Annotated in this window: 16 protein-coding genes and 1 pseudogene; 13 read left to right on the forward strand and 4 right to left on the reverse strand. The window is 55.5% G+C overall.

The features are described 5' to 3' along the window. From QT222_RS17535 to ftsA, 6 genes are all read left to right on the forward strand, one after another. A partial coding sequence (locus QT222_RS17535) for a glutamate ligase domain-containing protein (protein WP_491477915.1) occupies positions 1-336 on the forward strand: 336 nt, incomplete at its 5' end. A gap of 73 nt (positions 337-409) precedes the next feature. Continuing rightward, positions 410-1,600, forward strand: coding sequence for an FtsW/RodA/SpoVE family cell cycle protein (locus QT222_RS17540; RefSeq protein WP_491477916.1), 1,191 nt, complete (start codon positions 410-412; stop codon positions 1,598-1,600). Positions 1,601-1,649: 49 nt separating this feature from the next. Beyond that, positions 1,650-2,762, forward strand: a complete 1,113-nt coding sequence (murG, locus tag QT222_RS17545; protein ID WP_491477917.1) for an undecaprenyldiphospho-muramoylpentapeptide beta-N-acetylglucosaminyltransferase — start codon at positions 1,650-1,652, stop codon at positions 2,760-2,762. A 95-nt stretch (positions 2,763-2,857) separates the two neighbouring features. Beyond that, a complete protein-coding gene (gene murC, locus QT222_RS17550; RefSeq protein ID WP_491477918.1) occupies positions 2,858-4,285 on the forward strand; it encodes a UDP-N-acetylmuramate--L-alanine ligase in 1,428 nt (475 codons plus the stop codon). A gap of 94 nt (positions 4,286-4,379) precedes the next feature. Then, a complete protein-coding gene (locus tag QT222_RS17555) occupies positions 4,380-5,129 on the forward strand; it encodes a cell division protein FtsQ/DivIB (RefSeq protein WP_491477919.1) in 750 nt (249 codons plus the stop codon). 160 nt (positions 5,130-5,289) lie between these two features. Beyond that, positions 5,290-5,868, forward strand: a complete 579-nt coding sequence (gene ftsA / locus QT222_RS17560; RefSeq protein WP_491477920.1) for a cell division protein FtsA — start codon at positions 5,290-5,292, stop codon at positions 5,866-5,868. Here the strand turns inward: ftsA and QT222_RS17565 are convergent. From QT222_RS17565 to QT222_RS17575, 3 genes and pseudogenes are all read right to left on the reverse strand, one after another. Beyond that, a pseudogene (locus QT222_RS17565) lies at positions 5,794-6,159 on the reverse strand (trimeric intracellular cation channel family protein); the annotation flags it as partial. The gene ftsA and the pseudogene QT222_RS17565 sit on opposite strands and share 75 nt — an antisense overlap. Continuing rightward, entirely contained in the window at positions 6,159-6,941 is a 783-nt protein-coding gene (locus QT222_RS17570; RefSeq protein ID WP_004057489.1) for an SAM hydrolase/SAM-dependent halogenase family protein, read from the reverse strand. The pseudogene QT222_RS17565 and the gene QT222_RS17570, both read right to left, overlap by 1 nt. A gap of 1 nt (position 6,942) precedes the next feature. Then, positions 6,943-7,491, reverse strand: a complete 549-nt coding sequence (locus QT222_RS17575) for a nicotinamide-nucleotide adenylyltransferase (protein WP_491477921.1) — start codon at positions 7,489-7,491, stop codon at positions 6,943-6,945. A 169-nt stretch (positions 7,492-7,660) separates the two neighbouring features. On the opposite strand from QT222_RS17575, the gene lonB reads away from it, so the two are divergent. The 3 genes from lonB to QT222_RS17590 all read left to right on the forward strand — a co-directional run bounded on the left by lonB (position 7,661) and on the right by QT222_RS17590 (position 11,224). Then, entirely contained in the window at positions 7,661-9,748 is a 2,088-nt protein-coding gene (gene lonB, locus QT222_RS17580; RefSeq protein ID WP_491477922.1) for an ATP-dependent protease LonB, read from the forward strand. Positions 9,749-9,754: 6 nt separating this feature from the next. Further along, complete coding sequence (locus QT222_RS17585) at positions 9,755-10,801, forward strand: CPBP family intramembrane glutamic endopeptidase (RefSeq protein WP_491477923.1); 1,047 nt, start codon at positions 9,755-9,757, stop codon at positions 10,799-10,801. Between the two features lie 84 nt (positions 10,802-10,885). Next, entirely contained in the window at positions 10,886-11,224 is a 339-nt protein-coding gene (locus tag QT222_RS17590) for a hypothetical protein (protein ID WP_004057485.1), read from the forward strand. 49 nt (positions 11,225-11,273) lie between these two features. Here the strand turns inward: QT222_RS17590 and QT222_RS17595 are convergent, their stop codons facing one another. Next, on the reverse strand, positions 11,274-11,729 hold the full coding sequence (locus QT222_RS17595) for an MGMT family protein (protein WP_491477924.1): 456 nt from the start codon (positions 11,727-11,729) through the stop codon (positions 11,274-11,276). 163 nt (positions 11,730-11,892) lie between these two features. Between QT222_RS17595 and trpC the strand changes: the two genes are divergently transcribed. The 4 genes from trpC to QT222_RS17615 all read left to right on the forward strand — a co-directional run. Further along, positions 11,893-12,651 carry an indole-3-glycerol phosphate synthase gene (gene trpC / locus QT222_RS17600; RefSeq protein WP_491477925.1) on the forward strand — a complete coding sequence of 253 codons (759 nt, stop codon included), beginning with the start codon at positions 11,893-11,895 and terminating at the stop codon, positions 12,649-12,651. Next, positions 12,648-13,922: a tryptophan synthase subunit beta gene (trpB, locus tag QT222_RS17605; protein ID WP_491477926.1), complete on the forward strand. Its 1,275-nt coding sequence runs from the start codon at positions 12,648-12,650 to the stop codon at positions 13,920-13,922. The genes trpC and trpB overlap by 4 nt, the downstream gene beginning before the upstream one ends. Then, on the forward strand, positions 13,922-14,755 hold the full coding sequence (gene trpA / locus QT222_RS17610) for a tryptophan synthase subunit alpha (RefSeq protein WP_004057481.1): 834 nt from the start codon (positions 13,922-13,924) through the stop codon (positions 14,753-14,755). The genes trpB and trpA overlap by 1 nt, the downstream gene beginning before the upstream one ends. A gap of 24 nt (positions 14,756-14,779) precedes the next feature. Then, positions 14,780-15,499 (forward strand): 2-amino-3,7-dideoxy-D-threo-hept-6-ulosonate synthase (locus QT222_RS17615; protein ID WP_491477927.1); only part of this gene is annotated, 720 nt, incomplete at its 3' end.

Here is a 15,499-nt window from a genome sequence, read left to right on the forward strand (position 1 = left end):
TGGTATGCCCTCGACAGTTGTGATGTTCCTATGACCATCATCCTGGGCGGACGTGATAAGGGAAATGATTACTCAGAGTTAGTCAATCAAATCCAGGAAAAAGTCCACACAATTATTGCCATAGGCGAAGCTCAACCGATGATTGAAGAGCAGCTAAAATCGATAGTTCCCAATTTTAAAACTGCTAAGGATATGAATAACGCCGTACGATCGGCCAAGGAGGTAGCCAAGCGGGGTGAAGTTGTTTTGCTAAGCCCGGCATGCTCCTCTTTTGATATGTACGACAATTATGAACACCGAGGCAATGAATTCAAAAAAGCAGTAAATCGACTTTAACAACTCAGCCTTGAGTTTTCAGCTATCCACAGTTTGTCAGATAGCTGAAAGCTGAAGACTGAAAACAAAAATTATGCTATACACAACGCCAAATAAAAATATATCATCCATACTGGGCACCAGTCCGGATGACATTGATACGCCCAAGCAAGGGAGCGACCGTATCTTGCTGGTATCAGTAATTCTATTGATGATATTTGGTGTTCTGGCTGTGTATTCATCTATTGCCTTTTTTGCCGAAACCAAACATACTACAGCCGGTAGCCTTGTAGTTGATCATACTGTAAAAGTGGGCATCGCTTTTCTGGCCATGCTCATTGTTTCGAAAATTGACTATCACATCTTGGCTAGATTCAGCCGCTTGGGCGTAGTCTTTAGCTGGATCCTGTTAATTGCCGTCATGGTATTTGGCAATGAGGTATTTGGTGCCAAACGATCACTAAGTATTGGCGGTGTTTCATTTCAGCCGACATCATTTGCAATACCGGCATTGCTCATTCACATTTCTGTGCTATTGGAGCAAAAACAGGAATACATAAAAGATTTTAAACGTGCGTTCCTACCCATCATGTTTTGGGTAGTTATCACTTGTGGCCTTATCGGGATCGAAGACTTTAGCAGCGCTGCCTTGCTGTTTTCCTTGTCACTGTTGGTCATGTTTGTCGGACGTATTAGCATGATGCAGCTTAGTACGCTGATACTAATTGGCGTTATGGGGGGCGGTGTTTTAATATGGCAATCTCCTGAGCGGCAGAGTCGTATCGATCAGTACGTGGATCAAGTTGTAGAAATAAATAGTACCAAATTTAACACCGAACAAGGATACCAGGCCCAACAGGCCCATATTGCTATTGCACAGGGCGAACTATTGGGCGTAGGTATTGGCAAAAGCACCCAGCGTAATTTCCTTCCGGCACCTTACAATGATTTCATCTTTGCTATCATCGCAGAAGAGTATGGACTATTAGGCTCAGGACTCGTCATACTGATATTTACAGTCATCCTATTTCGCGGCATTGCAAAAATCGCTAAAAATGCGCCCGATATTATGGGAATGCTTATTGCCGTTGGATGTACCCTTACGATTGTGCTTTACGGATTTATTAATGCCGGCGTAGCCAGCGGGTTACTTCCGGTTACAGGGCTGCCTATGCCCTTTGTGAGTTATGGTGGGACCAATATTCTTTTTGCTGGAATTATGATTGGCATTCTTATGAATATTTCGAAATACGACAGCAGTAAAAAAGCAGTGTTTTATGCATAGTGCTGTAACAAAGAACATATCATCACAGGACAGACCAGACTCCGCTGCTATGGACAAAAGAAAAGTACTCATAGCAGCCGGAGGTACTGGTGGCCATGTATACCCGGCCATCGCCATTGCAGATGCGTTGCGGGAGTCCTCTGCCGATACTGAAATTCTTTTTACCGGTACGAAAAATCATATGGAATGGGACACTGTATCCAAAGCCGGATATAATATTACCAGCATCTGGATTAGTGGATTCCACCGTCGATTTACCCTTAAGAACCTGTTATTCCCTGTAAAACTGGCAACAAGTATTGTTCAAAGCTTTGTTATCATCAAAAAATTTAATCCGGATGTAGTCATTTCATGCGGAGGATACGTTGCCGGACCCGTGGGTTGGGTGGCAACCAAAATGGACATTCCTCTTATTATCCAGGAGCAAAATAGTTTTCCGGGAGTGACTAACCGTATACTGGGTAAAAGTGCAGCGCTTATTTTTACCGCTTTTGATGATGCCGAAAAACACTTTCCGGAAGAAAAAACTCAATTGACGGGGAATCCCACCAGAAAATCACTAAGTCAGGCCAACCGCAAAGAGGCATTACAAGCATTTGACTTTAGCAGCGATAAAAAGACACTGTTGATACTCGGTGGAAGCGGTGGAGCAAAAAAGATTAACCAAGCTATGCAGAAACATATTGAAACGCTGCATAACGATTCAGGTCTTCAAATTATCTGGCAATGCGGAAAGCGCTACTATGACAAACTCCGCAAAGATGTAAAACCACAAAACTTTGAAAACTTACGACTTAAAGATTTTATCCATGATATGCCGGCAGCTTATATCGCGGCAGATCTGGTAATAAGTCGAGCAGGAGCTCTCTCCTGCTCAGAACTTGCTTTAACCGGCAAGCCGAGCATTCTCGTACCATCGCCCAATGTTGCCGGTGATCATCAGACTAAAAATGCTCGATCTATGGTTGATGAAGGAGCTGCGAAATTGGTGACTGATGACGATTTGGAAAGTAGCTTGGCAAATATAGTTAAAGAAATTATTGATGATGAACAGCGACTTAAAGAAATGAGTAAAGCGGCTAAAAACTTATCGCGACCCAATGCCGCCCAAGAAATAGCAACCGAATCACTAAAATTAATCACAAAGGAAAAGCAAAATTAGTGTCATCCTGAATTTATTTCAGGATCTAAATGGTCCTACTTAATAGATTCTGAAACAAGTTCAGCATGACATGTTCGAGATAAAGTGAATATATAATGAGTAAGCAAATACAAACACAACCGATTTTTGGAAGAACCCGCCATATCCATATGGTTGGGATCGGCGGCATCGGTATGAGCGGCATGGCCGAGATATTGCTTCAAAAGGGATATCACATTACCGGTTCGGATGCCAATATGGGTGAAACCATTGAACGACTCCAAGAACTGGGTGCCGAAATCTCCATTGGTCACAATGCTAAAAATATTGAAGGAGCCGATGTGGTTGTGTACACCAGCGCGGTTAAAGCTGAAGAAAATATTGAAACCAGTACCGCTATCGAAGAGGGAATCCCAGTAATTAAACGCGCCGAAATGCTGGCCGAGCTCATGCGTATGAAATACGGCGTAGGTGTGGCCGGAACGCATGGTAAAACAACCACTACAACCATGATTGGACATGTTATTCAGGATGGGAGTTTTGATCCAACCATCATGGTAGGCGGCAAAGTACACAGTTTTTCAAAAACCAATGCCGTAGTCGGTAAGGGCGATATCATTGTAGTTGAAGCGGATGAATTTGACCGAACGTTTTTACGACTTACTCCAAGTTTAAGTGTTATCACTAACATCGAGGCCGAGCATCTGGATATTTATGATAGCCTCGAAGATGTCAAAGAAGCATTTATCGAATTTGCCAACAAAGTTCCGTTTTACGGTGCTGTGGTCCTTTGTCTGGATGATCCAAACGTACGCAGTATTATCCCGGAAATCGAACGAAGAACTATTACTTACGGACTGACGCCCCAAGCTAAAATTCGGGCTGTCGATATTGAGGTTAATCACTTTAACAGCAGATTTACAGTTGTTAAAGAAGGAAAAGAACTCGGTGATATTAATCTTCAGGCTCCCGGGGAACACAATGTGAAAAATGCATTAGCGGCCGTAGCAGTTGGTCTTGAACTTGATATCAACTTCGAAGATATAAAATCCGGACTGGAACGATTTGAAGGAGTATTCCGACGTTTCCAACTGAAGGCGGAAAAAGATGGCATAATGGTGATTGACGATTATGCCCATCATCCAACAGAAGTACAAGCTACGCTTGATGCCGCACGACAAGGATGGAAAGATCGTCGTATTGTAGCCGTTTTTCAGCCACACCTGTACTCGCGTACCCAAGAACTTTACAAGGAATTTGGACTCTCATTTTTCGATGCTGAAGTCTGCGTTATTACTGATGTATATCCATCCCGTGAAGAACCCATTGAAGGTGTCACCGGCAAACTCATTGCTGATGTAGCCAAAGAGTACGGGCATCAAAAAGTTCATTATGTGGCAGACAAAAACGACCTACCGGTAAAATTAAAGGATATTATAGAACCGGGTGATGTAGTTATTACCATGGGAGCCGGTGACATTTACAAATACGGCGAACAATTTACAGAAGCATTGGAAGCAGGAATATCAAAACTGAAACAATAATTATGTGTTATGCTGACTTATTTCAGCATCTGCTGTAACAAACTAATTGAAAATAGATCCTGAAAGGATTTTAGGATGAGATAAAGTTTAATAAATGACTGAAAACGAGAAACATAACGAATCCCAAAACAGCAAAAACGCCTGGCCTTGGATTGCCGGTGCCATACTTGTTCTTGGATTAGCAGTTATGGCCGGACTTTACTGGGACTCAACGATGAAAGTACAGAGTGTACAGTTTGAGGGTAATCATTTTGTGTCAACACAAGATCTGCAACTGGTAGAAGTTCCAACGGGTATGAATCCCGACAGCATGAATTTTGGGGAAATCAGAAATCGATTTGAGAAGTTGCCGTATGTCAAACAGGCTGACATCAGTATATCCCCGAACGGGACTATCAACATCCGGATAACAGAACGTCAGCCTGCTGCGCTATTGATAGATAATAAGAAGAAAATTTATGTCGACTCTGAAGGAATCAAACTACCTATTGCACCGGGGAAAACGGTTGATGTCCCAATCCTTTATGGATTTAGCGCTACCCCAATGCAGGATACGCTGCAAAACAAAGCTTTTAAAACCGTTTCTGATTTTCTAACGGCTGTTCGCAGCAATGATGTAGCTGATGCTACCATAAGTGAAATCGCCTGGTCTTCATCGGATGAGGGCATTGTAGCTCTGACGAATCAAAATGGTGTAAAACTGATTTTTGGGAAAGGAAATTTTAATAACCGACTTCGCAATTGGGAAGCATTTTACGGTGAAGTCATCAAACAAAAAGGAATTGAAAAAATGCGTTCAATTGACCTGAGGTTTGAAGGTCAGATTGTTACGCGTGAAAATTAAAACAAGAATTCAAATACAAACTACAGTGTCATTCTGAACTCGTTTGAGGATCTAACAAGTCATTAAACGAACTAAGATGTTGAAACAAAGCTTGTCCCGACACATCGGGTTCAGCATGACATGATGACTAAATTAATCACAATAGTACGTGGATAACATTATGGAAGAACAAGAAGATAGAATTGTCGTTGGTCTGGATATTGGCACTACCAAGGTATGTGCAATTGTGGCCTCAATCGACGCGCAGGATAGAATCCATATTCTGGGTGTGGGCAAAGCACCCAGCGATGGCCTGAATCGCGGCGTGGTAGTGAATATTGATAAAACTGTCAATGCCATACAAACAGCCGTAGAGCAAGCACAACTGGCTTCGGGTATTGAAGTCAACTCGGTAAATGTAGGTATTGCCGGCGACCATATCCGCAGCATGCGCAGCAAGGGCGTGATTACCATTAACAACCGTGATAATGAAATTACGGTAGATGATGTTGAACGCCTGCTCGAAGATTGCCAGCGCATTATGCTGCCCACCGACCAACAAATCATCCATGTAATACCACAAGAATTCGTCGTTGACGGACAGGATGGTATCCAGGACCCTGTAGGCATGAGCGGCATGCGCATGGAGGCAGAAGTACACATTATTACCGGACTTGTCTCAGCCGCCAAAAATATTTACCGATGTGTTGAGCGCGCCGGTCGCCGCGAACGCCGAGAGGCCGATTGCGTCCGATGTTAAGAACGCCGGGTGGTCGCGAACGCGGCCGCCCATCGAGCGAATGAGGACGATGGCGAGTCCGACGCCGACGACCGCGACGCTCATGTCCCACATCGCCGCGAGCGAGGCGGGTAGTTTGTCGACGAGGATATCGCGGGTCGTCCCGCCGCCGAGCGCCGTGACGATACCGAGGACCGACACGCCGAATACGTCGAGACCGGCGTCTGCGGCTTTGAGCGCCCCGGCGACGGCAAACGCGAGTAACCCCACGACGTTCATGACCGCAAAGGGGTCGATGTCTGCTGCGACCATCAGTCGAATTGGAGTCTGACGGTGTCTCCGGGCGCGAGACCAAACGCCTCGTCGCCGCGGCCGTGGTTCACGTCGCACTCGACGTTGCCGTGACTCCCGACGGTGACGAGTCTGTCACCGCGCGGGACGGCCTCGAAGGTGTGACCGATAGGGACGGACTCGCCGTCGACCGCGATACGTTCGCTGCCGCGGACGAAATCGCCGGGGACGTTCGTGATGCAGTTGCCGAAGTCGTCGACGACGAGCACTTCGCCAGTCGCTTCGGTTCCGTCCCTCGCGACGTCGGGCGTGGGGAATCGAAGGTCGGTGAGCGAGTCGGTAGCGACGGGCGCAAACCGGTCGATAGAATCGAGATTCGAAGCACCCGTCTTGTGTGCGTCCGCCGCTGCGGGGGCAAACACGTCTCGTCCGTGGAACGTCGTCGAATCGGGGTCAGAGACGCGAATCTCGTAGGCTTCGATACGTGCATCCTCGTCTGATTTCTCGATAATACGACGCGCTGGTGGTCGAAGCACACCGTTGTCGGGGCCGACGAGGACGTGCTCGCCGACCCGGAGTGCGATGGCTCGCCGGTCGGTGCCGACGCCGGGGTCGACGACGACGAGGTGGACCGCGGGTGGGAAGTACGGAAGCGTCTCGCGGAGCCAGAATGCCGCGGCGCGAACGTCCTGCCGCGGGAGGTCGTGGGCCACGTCGACGAGGCGGGCATCGGTCCGCGAGAGAATGACGCCTTTCATCGCCGCGGGGTACGCCATCCCGAAGTCGGACGCGAGCGTAATCATCTCAACAGGGGTTCGCGTCGTCGTCGTTGTCTGCCACGCACTCCGACCGGTCCGAGGCGGCGACGCGCTGGAGGCGCTCGATACCGCCGATTTCCCGAACCACGTCGGCGACTTCGTCGGGGACGAGCGACTCCCAGTCGCGGTCTTCGATCATGCGCTGGCGGACCTCGGTCCCTTCGAGTACCTCGCGATTAAACATCGGCGACTGCCGAACCTCGACGCCCGCCTCTTTGAACAGTTGGATGACGAGCGGATTGTTCGAATACGCCACGTCGAACGTCGGCGACATCGACTGGACGTGGCTGACCCACACCGAGTTCCGGTCGAGGTCTTCGATGGGGACCGCGTAGGTCGTGATATCGAAATTCGAGACGGCCTTGTCGACCATCATGATTCGTTCGCCCGCAGTGAAGGGATTTCGTGGCGAGTGCGAGTCGCCAGCGGACCCGATACCGAGGACGAGTTCGTCGACCTCGGAGGCAATCTCTTCGACCATCTGGTGGTGACCGTTGTGATAGGGCTGGAAACGGCCGATATAGAACCCCCGCATTGGTCGGGCGTTAGTCCGGATTACTTATAAATACGCCGAGTTAGTTGGATTCTGGTATTCTGGTGGTAGGGCGGTCGAAACGCGATTATTCGGCAAGGTGCGCCGTATGCAAATGGGGAGAAAGTATATTAGTTGCAGGGCCTACGTTAGAAGTAGCGACGACAGTTCTATGAGTAACGATACGAACACCGACGACAGCCTCCACGAGCGGGAGGACTCCCCCGACGAGATGCCCTCTGACGAGGGTATCGATAGCGGGCAGGACTTCCAGCACGAGGAGGCCGAAGAGGTCGACAAGAAGACTATCGACGACCTCGGGAGCGACGTCGAGATTGAGGCCGACGTGGCCGACAACGTGGACGAAGATGACCTCCTCGGTGGTCTCCAAATCGAGACGACCGACGAGATTTCCGTCCCAGATCGGCTCGTCGACCAAGTGATCGGACAGGAGCACGCTCGCGACGTTATCATGAAGGCGGCCAAACAGCGCCGCCACGTCATGATGATTGGCTCCCCCGGGACGGGGAAGTCGATGCTCGCGAAAGCGATGTCCGAACTGCTTCCGCGCGAGGAGCTTCAAGACGTTCTCGTCTACCACAATCCCGACGACGGTAACCAACCCAAGGTCCGCACAGTCCCTGCAGGGAAGGGTGACCAGATTGTCGAGGCACACAAAGAAGAGGCACGCAAGCGCAACCAGATGCGCTCGTTCCTCATGTGGATTATCATCGCGGTCGTGTTGGGCTACTCGCTCATCATCGCGTCCCCTCCGCAGGTTCTCCTCGGCATTCTCGCGGCAGGTATCATCTACCTCGCATTCCGCTACGGCTCTCGCGGAAGCGACGCGATGATTCCGAACCTTATCGTGAACAACGCCGACCAGAAGGCAGCGCCCTTCCAGGACGCCACGGGTGCCCACGCAGGTGCACTCCTCGGCGACGTTCGCCACGACCCGTTCCAGTCCGGTGGCATGGAAACGCCGAGTCACGACCGCGTCGAGCCGGGTGCCATCCACAAGGCGAACAAGGGCGTCTTGTTCGTCGACGAGATTAACACTCTCGACGTGCGCAGCCAACAGCACCTGATGACGGCCATTCAGGAAGGCGAGTTCGGCATTACGGGTCAGTCCGAGCGCTCTTCGGGCGCGATGGTCCAGACCGACCCCGTCCCGACGGACTTCATCATGATTGCCGCCGGGAACCTCGACGCGATGGAGAACATGCACCCCGCACTCCGCTCTCGTATCAAGGGCTACGGGTACGAGGTCTACATGGACGACACCATCGAGGACACCCCCGAGATGCGCCGCAAGTACGCGCGTTTCGTGGCACAGGAGGTCAGCAACGACGGCCGACTGCCCGCGTTCACCGAACAAGCGGTCGAGGAAATCATCCTCGAAGCCCGCCGCCGTGCTGGCCGCAAAGGTCACCTCACCCTCGAATTCCGTGACCTCGGTGGACTCGTTCGCGTCGCAGGCGACATCGCCCGCGGCGAGAACGCGGAACTCACGACCCGCGACCACGTGCTGCAGGCCAAGCGCCGTGCGCGCTCCATCGAGCAGCAGATCGCGGACCAGTACATCCAGCGCCGCAAGGACTACGAACTCTCGGTCAACGACGGCTTCGTCACCGGCCGCGTCAACGGTCTCGCCGTCATGGGCGAGGACTCCGGTATCATGCTCCCCGTGATGGCCGAAGTCACGCCCTCGCAGGGTCCCGGCCAGGTTATCGCCACCGGGCAGCTCAAGGAGATGGCCGAAGAGTCCGTCCAGAACGTCTCGGCCATCATCAAGAAGTTCTCCAACCAGGACCTCTCGGAGATGGACGTGCACGTGCAGTTCGTCCAGACCGGCCAGCAAGGTGTCGACGGCGACTCCGCGTCCATCACGGTCGCGACCGCCGTCATCTCCGCGCTGGAGGACATCCCCATCGACCAGTCGGTCGCCATGACCGGTTCGCTGTCGGTGCGCGGTGACGTACTCCCCGTCGGCGGTGTCACGCACAAGATCGAAGCCGCCGCGAAGGCTGGCTGTGAGACGGTCATCATCCCTGCCGCCAACGAGCAGGACGTGATGATCGAAGACGAGTACAAGGAGATGGTCGATATCATCCCCGTCTCGCACATCAGCGAGGTTCTCGACGTCGCGCTCGAAGGCGAACCCGAGAAGGACTCACTCGTCGACCGGCTCAAGAGCATCACCGGCTCTGCCCTCAACAAGAGCAAGGGCGTCGGGCCGTCCAGCCCCAGCCCGCAGTAACGCGGAATGACTGATTGGGCGGCGTTCGCTGGTATCACCGGCTTCGTGCTCGCCGTCCTGCTTTCTCTCGCACATCTTTCACGGGGGATTCCCCACGGAGACGGTGCCGATTCGACTTCTTTCGACGGCTCCGACGCCCGAGCGACAGCACCCGACGAACCTGCTCCGTCTCCGAGCGAGGGAGACGAGAGGTCACGGGTTACCGCCGACATTCAGACCGACGCTAGTTTGCGGGCCGCTGCTGACGCTCACGCGACGACAGACGCAGTAAACAGGGCGGAGACGACAGAGACGACAGAGACGGCAGGGACGACAGAGACGGCGGAGATACCAGACACAGAGAGGACGGGCGATACGGCAGAAACACCAGTTGCAGCGGAGACAGCAACCGCAACAGACGCACATGACCTCGCCTCGCCCAGCGAACCACCCGTCTCTGGGTCGGCGATATCAGAGTTCGCGTCGACGCCGACGGACTACCCGCCGCATCTCCTCCTCGCCAACGTCGCCATCTCGCAGGCGCTTCTGGGCGGCTTCCTCGGTCTCGGCGCGTGGTACGCCGAGATTCCGCCCGGCGCGCTCGGACTCTCGCTCGCCGACGTCCCGACGAAAATCGGTCTCGGCGTCGCACTCGGTGTCACCCTCTACGTGGTGAACCGAGTGGGTTCATCCGTCAGCAAGCAGTTCGGCCTCGTCCCTGACGAGGAACTCCGGGAGTCGTTGACTCCCCGGTCGTTGGTGGGTTGGGTGCTGTTGTTCGCCGTTGCCCTCCCACTCATCGCGGGATTCGAAGAATTTCTGTTTCGAGGGGCGCTCATCGGTGCCGTTGCGGCCGGATTCGACGTGTCGCCGTGGCTCATGGCATCCCTCTCGTCGGTGACGTTCGGCCTCGGCCACGGCGCACAGGGTCGACTCGGAATCATCGTGACTGGACTGCTCGGATTCGTGCTCGCGGCGGCGTTCGTCCTCACCGGGAGTCTGCTCGTCGTTATCGTCGCTCACTACCTCGTGAACGCGCTGGAGTTCGTGGGCCACGAAGTGTTTGACTGGTGACGGCCGACTACAGGCAACTCCGTCGCTGACGTTGGGTTCCCGACGTGGGGATGTGTTCAAGTGCCCGCGTCCCGCGTAGCCAGTATGGACATCGACACGAAGCGACTGACGCAAGCGGGGTTGATTGGTTATATCGCGCTCGTCGTCGCATCTCTCGTCACGGGAAACCCGACGCTCCAACTCGCAGCTGATGCCGCTTTCGGTGTCACAGCGATTCTTCTCGGTGTCGTTACACTCCGTATTCCGGTCGACAGTCAGTTACGATACGTCGCCGGCGGCGGATTCATTATCGCTGGACTCGCCCAATTTGCCGAGATAGTGACCGGGATGCAGTCGGTCCAACTGGCGAGTACGCTGTTTCTTCTCGCCGGACTGTTCGGCTACCTCTCACTCCGGCGGCAGACCGACGCGATGCCGTTCTGACGTTCTAGACCGTTCTGAATCGTCCTTAGTTAGGTCCGTTCTAACGTTCTTAGAGTCCTTCTGACCGACGGAGCGCCTCGACAACTTCGTCTGGGGCGGCACTCGGTCCATCTCTCACCCGGTGGTCGGGGACGACGACTGGCACCGGGTTCGAGGCGAGCGCGTCCCGAACGATACGCTCTGAGTCGTCGTCCTCTGGGTCTAACCCCGCCATACGGACGAGTAGTGAGACGTCGACAGTATCCCCACGCGGGACGTTACGAAGCGCCTCCAACACGCTGCGCTGGTCGGTAGAGACGGTCAGCCCAATCGGAACGGCGCTCAAGTCGACTTCCGCGCCGTCGATGGCATCGAGGACTGTGTCGAGATAGTTGTGCTCCGACTCGGTGTCTGCCGGGAGTGAGTCCGGAAACGAGACGCTGATGACTTTCCCGCCAGCAACGCCAATCTGAACGGGTCGGCCGAGCGTCGACGATTCACGTGCGTAGATTCCGGAGATATCCATATGTTCGCGTCCCCTCGCCGGACGCTTGACCCTTCCGGCGGCGACTGCCGTTCTTCTCATCAATCGCACGCTCAGCATTCTGCCACTCGCGCGTACGCGAGAGACGGTGAGTGTCCCCGCCGACGCAAACCTTATGTACAAATGAGTCCGTCAGTGTACAGTAATGAACGCTAGTGGAGGCGGATTAGCACCCGAAGTGCGCGCCATTCTGGATGCCGCACGGGAGCGACCGGGCGGCGACACACGTCTTTCGGTCGACTCGCGGCCGTTTCCGGACGCCGTGGCCGCGACAGCGGATGCCGGTCGGGTTCCGGTCATCGCCGAAGTGAAGCCCACGAGTCCGACGACGGACGGTGTCCGAGACGACGACCCAGTCGAACTGGCCCGCGAGATGGTCGGCGGCGGCGCGACAGCGTTGTCGGTGCTCACCGAACCTGAACGCTTCGGCGGGTCAACGGAGTCGCTTCGACGTATCCGCGAGGCTGTCGACGTGCCCGTACTACGGAAGGATTTCATCTTGCGCGAGGAACAACTCGACGCGGTCGAGTCGGACCTTATTCTCCTTATCGCGCGGTTCGTTGGTGAAGACCTCCCAGACCTCGTTGCGGCGGCCCGCAACCGCGGGTTCCAACCGCTCGTCGAGGTGCACACGCGTGAAGAACTCACCGCGGCGCTCGCGGCAGGCGCAGATATTATCGGCGTCAACAATCGTGACCTCGGGAAGCTTGAAGTCGACCTCGGAACGTTCGAGGAACTCGCACCTGAAGCTCCCGACGACGTGCTTCTCGTCGCGGAGAGTGGCGTGAAGACGACCGACGACGTTCGGCGGATGCGCGAGGCCGGTGCCGACGCCCTCCTCGTCGGGACCGCCATCATGGACGGCGACGTGCGACAGAATACTGAAAATCTAACAACACAATGAGTGTAGACGGCAAATTCGGCGACTACGGCGGACAGTACGTTCCCGAGGCCTTGATGCCGGCCATCGAGGAACTGAACGATGCGTACGAGCGGTACGTCCTGAACAACGAAGACGGCTTCATGGACGACTTCCGCGCACGATTGCGGGACTTCGGCGGACGACCGACGCCTCTCCAGCGCGCCGACCGTCTCTCGAAGCGGTACGGCCGCGAGGTCTACCTCAAGCGAGAAGACCTCGTCCACGGCGGCGCACACAAACTCAACAACGCCCTCGGGCAGGTCTTGCTCGCGAAGTACATGGGCAAGGAACGAATCATCGCAGAGACGGGCGCGGGGCAGCATGGTACTGCCACGGCGATGGCTTGCGCGCACCTCGACATCCCCTGCGAAATCTACATGGGCAAACGCGACATCAACCGACAGCGACCCAACGTCTTCCGGATGAAACTCAACGGCTCGGAAGTCAATCCGGTTACCGTCGGTCGCGGCACGCTCAAGGAAGCCATCTCCGAGACGATGCGCGACTGGGCGACCAACGTCGAAGACACGCACTACGTCATCGGCTCCGTGGTCGGCCCGCACCCCTTCCCGAGCATGGTTCGGGACTTCCAGGCGGTCATCTCCGAGGAAGCGCGGACGCAAGCCCACGAACAGATGGGTCGACTCCCTGACGCCGTCATCGCGTGCGCTGGCGGCGGGTCGAACACGATGGGCGCGTTCGCCGAGTTCGTGGAGGATGATGAAACCAGCCTCTACGCCGTCGAAGCCGGCGGTTCGACGCTCGAAGTCGACGAAGAAGCGGGTGTCGCCCCTAATTCGGCCTCGCTCACGACCGGCAGAGAAGGAAGCCTCCACGGCGCTCGAACCCTCCTCTTGCAGGACCGCGACGGCCAGATTATGGAGTCGCATTCGGTCTCGTCGGGTCTCGACTACGCGGGTGTCGGCCCGGAACTCGCACACCTCGTCGATACCGGTCGCGTCACCGCCGTCAACGTCGACGACGATGAAGCCCTGACCGCATTCCACCGTCTCTCCCAGTTGGAGGGCATCATTCCCGCGTTGGAGACGGCCCACGCCTTCGGTTACCTCGAACAGGTCGCAGGTCCCGATGCTCCCGCAGACAGCGACGAAGAGGCCGACGACCTCGGCGAGTTCGTCGTCGTCAACGTCTCCGGCCGCGGCGACAAGGACCTCGAATCGGCCATCGAGGAGACCTACGAGCGCGACATCGATATCGCGCCGAACATGGACGAGTTCACGGGGGGACTGTAATGTCGCTCGAAGACGCCTTCGCCGACGGCCCGGCGTTCATTCCGTATCTCGCCGCCGGCGACCCGGATTACGAGTCCTCCCTCGAATACGTGGAGGCGCTCGAACGCGGCGGCGCGGATATTATCGAACTCGGCTTGCCCTTCTCCGAACCCGTCGCGGAGGGGCCGACCATCCAGAACGCGGTCGTTCGCTCGCTCGAAAGCGGCATGACGCCGACGCGATTCTTCGAGTTCGTCGAAGACCTCGACGTGTCGGTGCCGCTCGTCTGTATGACCTACTACAACCTCATCTACCGCTACGGTGATAACTCCGGCCCGCGCCCGTTCGTCGAGAAGGCGGCCGACGTCGGCATCGAGGGATTCGTCGTTCCCGACCTGCCCGCCGAAGAGTCCGACCCGCTCCGCGAGGCGTGCGACGAGTTCGGTCTCGACCTCGTGTTTATCGTCGCGCCGACGACCCGCGGCGAGCGTCTCGAACGCATCATGCAGCAGGTCTCTGGATACGTCTACGTCCAGGCGCGACTCGGCACGACCGGCGCGCAGACGAGCGTCTCCGACCAGACTGATTCGTCGCTCGCCCGCCTGAGCGAATACGACGTGCCCAAGGCAGTCGGGTTCGGAATCAGTAGCGGTGACCACGCCGAACGAATCGTCCGAAGCGGTGCTGACGGTATTATCGTCGGGAGCGCGCTCGTCGATATCGTGGCCGCGGGCCATGAGGACGGTGACGACCCGGGAACGGTCGCTGACCGCCTCGAAACGCTCGCCCGCGAACTTAAAGAAGGCGCACTCTCGGGTGCTTCGCAACGCCCACCGCATTCGGAACGCACATAACTGCTCTGTCACCCTTTCTCATACATGAACACTGACGTTGGCATCTCTGCACGACTCGAACGCATCTCCACAGACGGACGATACCTCGTCGTCCCGATGGACCACGGAATCACGCTCGGCCCGGTCAAAGGCCTCGTGGACATCGAATCGACAATCGACGGCATCACACGTGGTGGCGCGGACGCCGTCCTCACACACAAGGGGACAGCACCTCGCGTCCACCCGAATAAAAACGGCAAAGGCTACATCGTCCACGTAAATGGCTCGACGGTAATCGGCCCGGACGAAAACGACAAACGGCTCACCGGCACCGTCGAAGACGCGCTTCGCGTCGGTGCCGACGCCGTCTCGTTCCACATCAACGTCGGGTCGGACTACGAACCCGACCAGATGACGCAACTCGCAAATCTCTGTTCTCGCGCCGCCGACTTCGGCGTCCCCGTTCTCGCGATGTCCTACGCGCGCGGCCCCGGAATCGACGAACAGGACCCGGAAGCACTCGCACACGCCGTCCGACTCGCCGAGGAAGTCGGTGCCGACGTGGTGAAGACGGCCTACACCGGCGATGCGGACACGTTCAGTCGCGTCGTCGAGGCCACGCGCCTGCCCGTCGTCATCGCTGGCGGCAGTCGCGGTACCGACCGCGAGACGGTCGAGATGGTCCGCGGGACGATGGACGCCGGTGCCGCCGGTGTCTCGATGGGCCGGTCTATCTTCCAGCACGACGACCCCGAAGCTATCACC

The organism is Haloferax sp. s1, from assembly GCF_058382125.1.

Bases quoted from the DNA above. Each gene is read 5' to 3' on its own strand.
- QT222_RS17540 (WP_491477916.1), top strand. From the start codon at position 410: ATGCTATACACAACGCCAAATAAAAATATATCATCCATACTGGGCACC.
- murG (WP_491477917.1), top strand. From the start codon at position 1,650: ATGGACAAAAGAAAAGTACTCATAGCAGCCGGAGGTACTGGTGGCCAT.
- murC (WP_491477918.1), top strand. From the start codon at position 2,858: ATGAGTAAGCAAATACAAACACAACCGATTTTTGGAAGAACCCGCCAT.
- QT222_RS17555 (WP_491477919.1), top strand. From the start codon at position 4,380: ATGACTGAAAACGAGAAACATAACGAATCCCAAAACAGCAAAAACGCC.
- ftsA (WP_491477920.1), top strand. From the start codon at position 5,290: ATGGAAGAACAAGAAGATAGAATTGTCGTTGGTCTGGATATTGGCACT.
- QT222_RS17570 (WP_004057489.1), bottom strand. From the start codon at position 6,941: ATGATTACGCTCGCGTCCGACTTCGGGATGGCGTACCCCGCGGCGATG.
- QT222_RS17575 (WP_491477921.1), bottom strand. From the start codon at position 7,491: ATGCGGGGGTTCTATATCGGCCGTTTCCAGCCCTATCACAACGGTCAC.
- lonB (WP_491477922.1), top strand. From the start codon at position 7,661: ATGAGTAACGATACGAACACCGACGACAGCCTCCACGAGCGGGAGGAC.
- QT222_RS17585 (WP_491477923.1), top strand. From the start codon at position 9,755: ATGACTGATTGGGCGGCGTTCGCTGGTATCACCGGCTTCGTGCTCGCC.
- QT222_RS17590 (WP_004057485.1), top strand. From the start codon at position 10,886: ATGGACATCGACACGAAGCGACTGACGCAAGCGGGGTTGATTGGTTAT.
- QT222_RS17595 (WP_491477924.1), bottom strand. From the start codon at position 11,729: ATGGATATCTCCGGAATCTACGCACGTGAATCGTCGACGCTCGGCCGA.
- trpC (WP_491477925.1), top strand. From the start codon at position 11,893: ATGAACGCTAGTGGAGGCGGATTAGCACCCGAAGTGCGCGCCATTCTG.
- trpB (WP_491477926.1), top strand. From the start codon at position 12,648: ATGAGTGTAGACGGCAAATTCGGCGACTACGGCGGACAGTACGTTCCC.
- trpA (WP_004057481.1), top strand. From the start codon at position 13,922: ATGTCGCTCGAAGACGCCTTCGCCGACGGCCCGGCGTTCATTCCGTAT.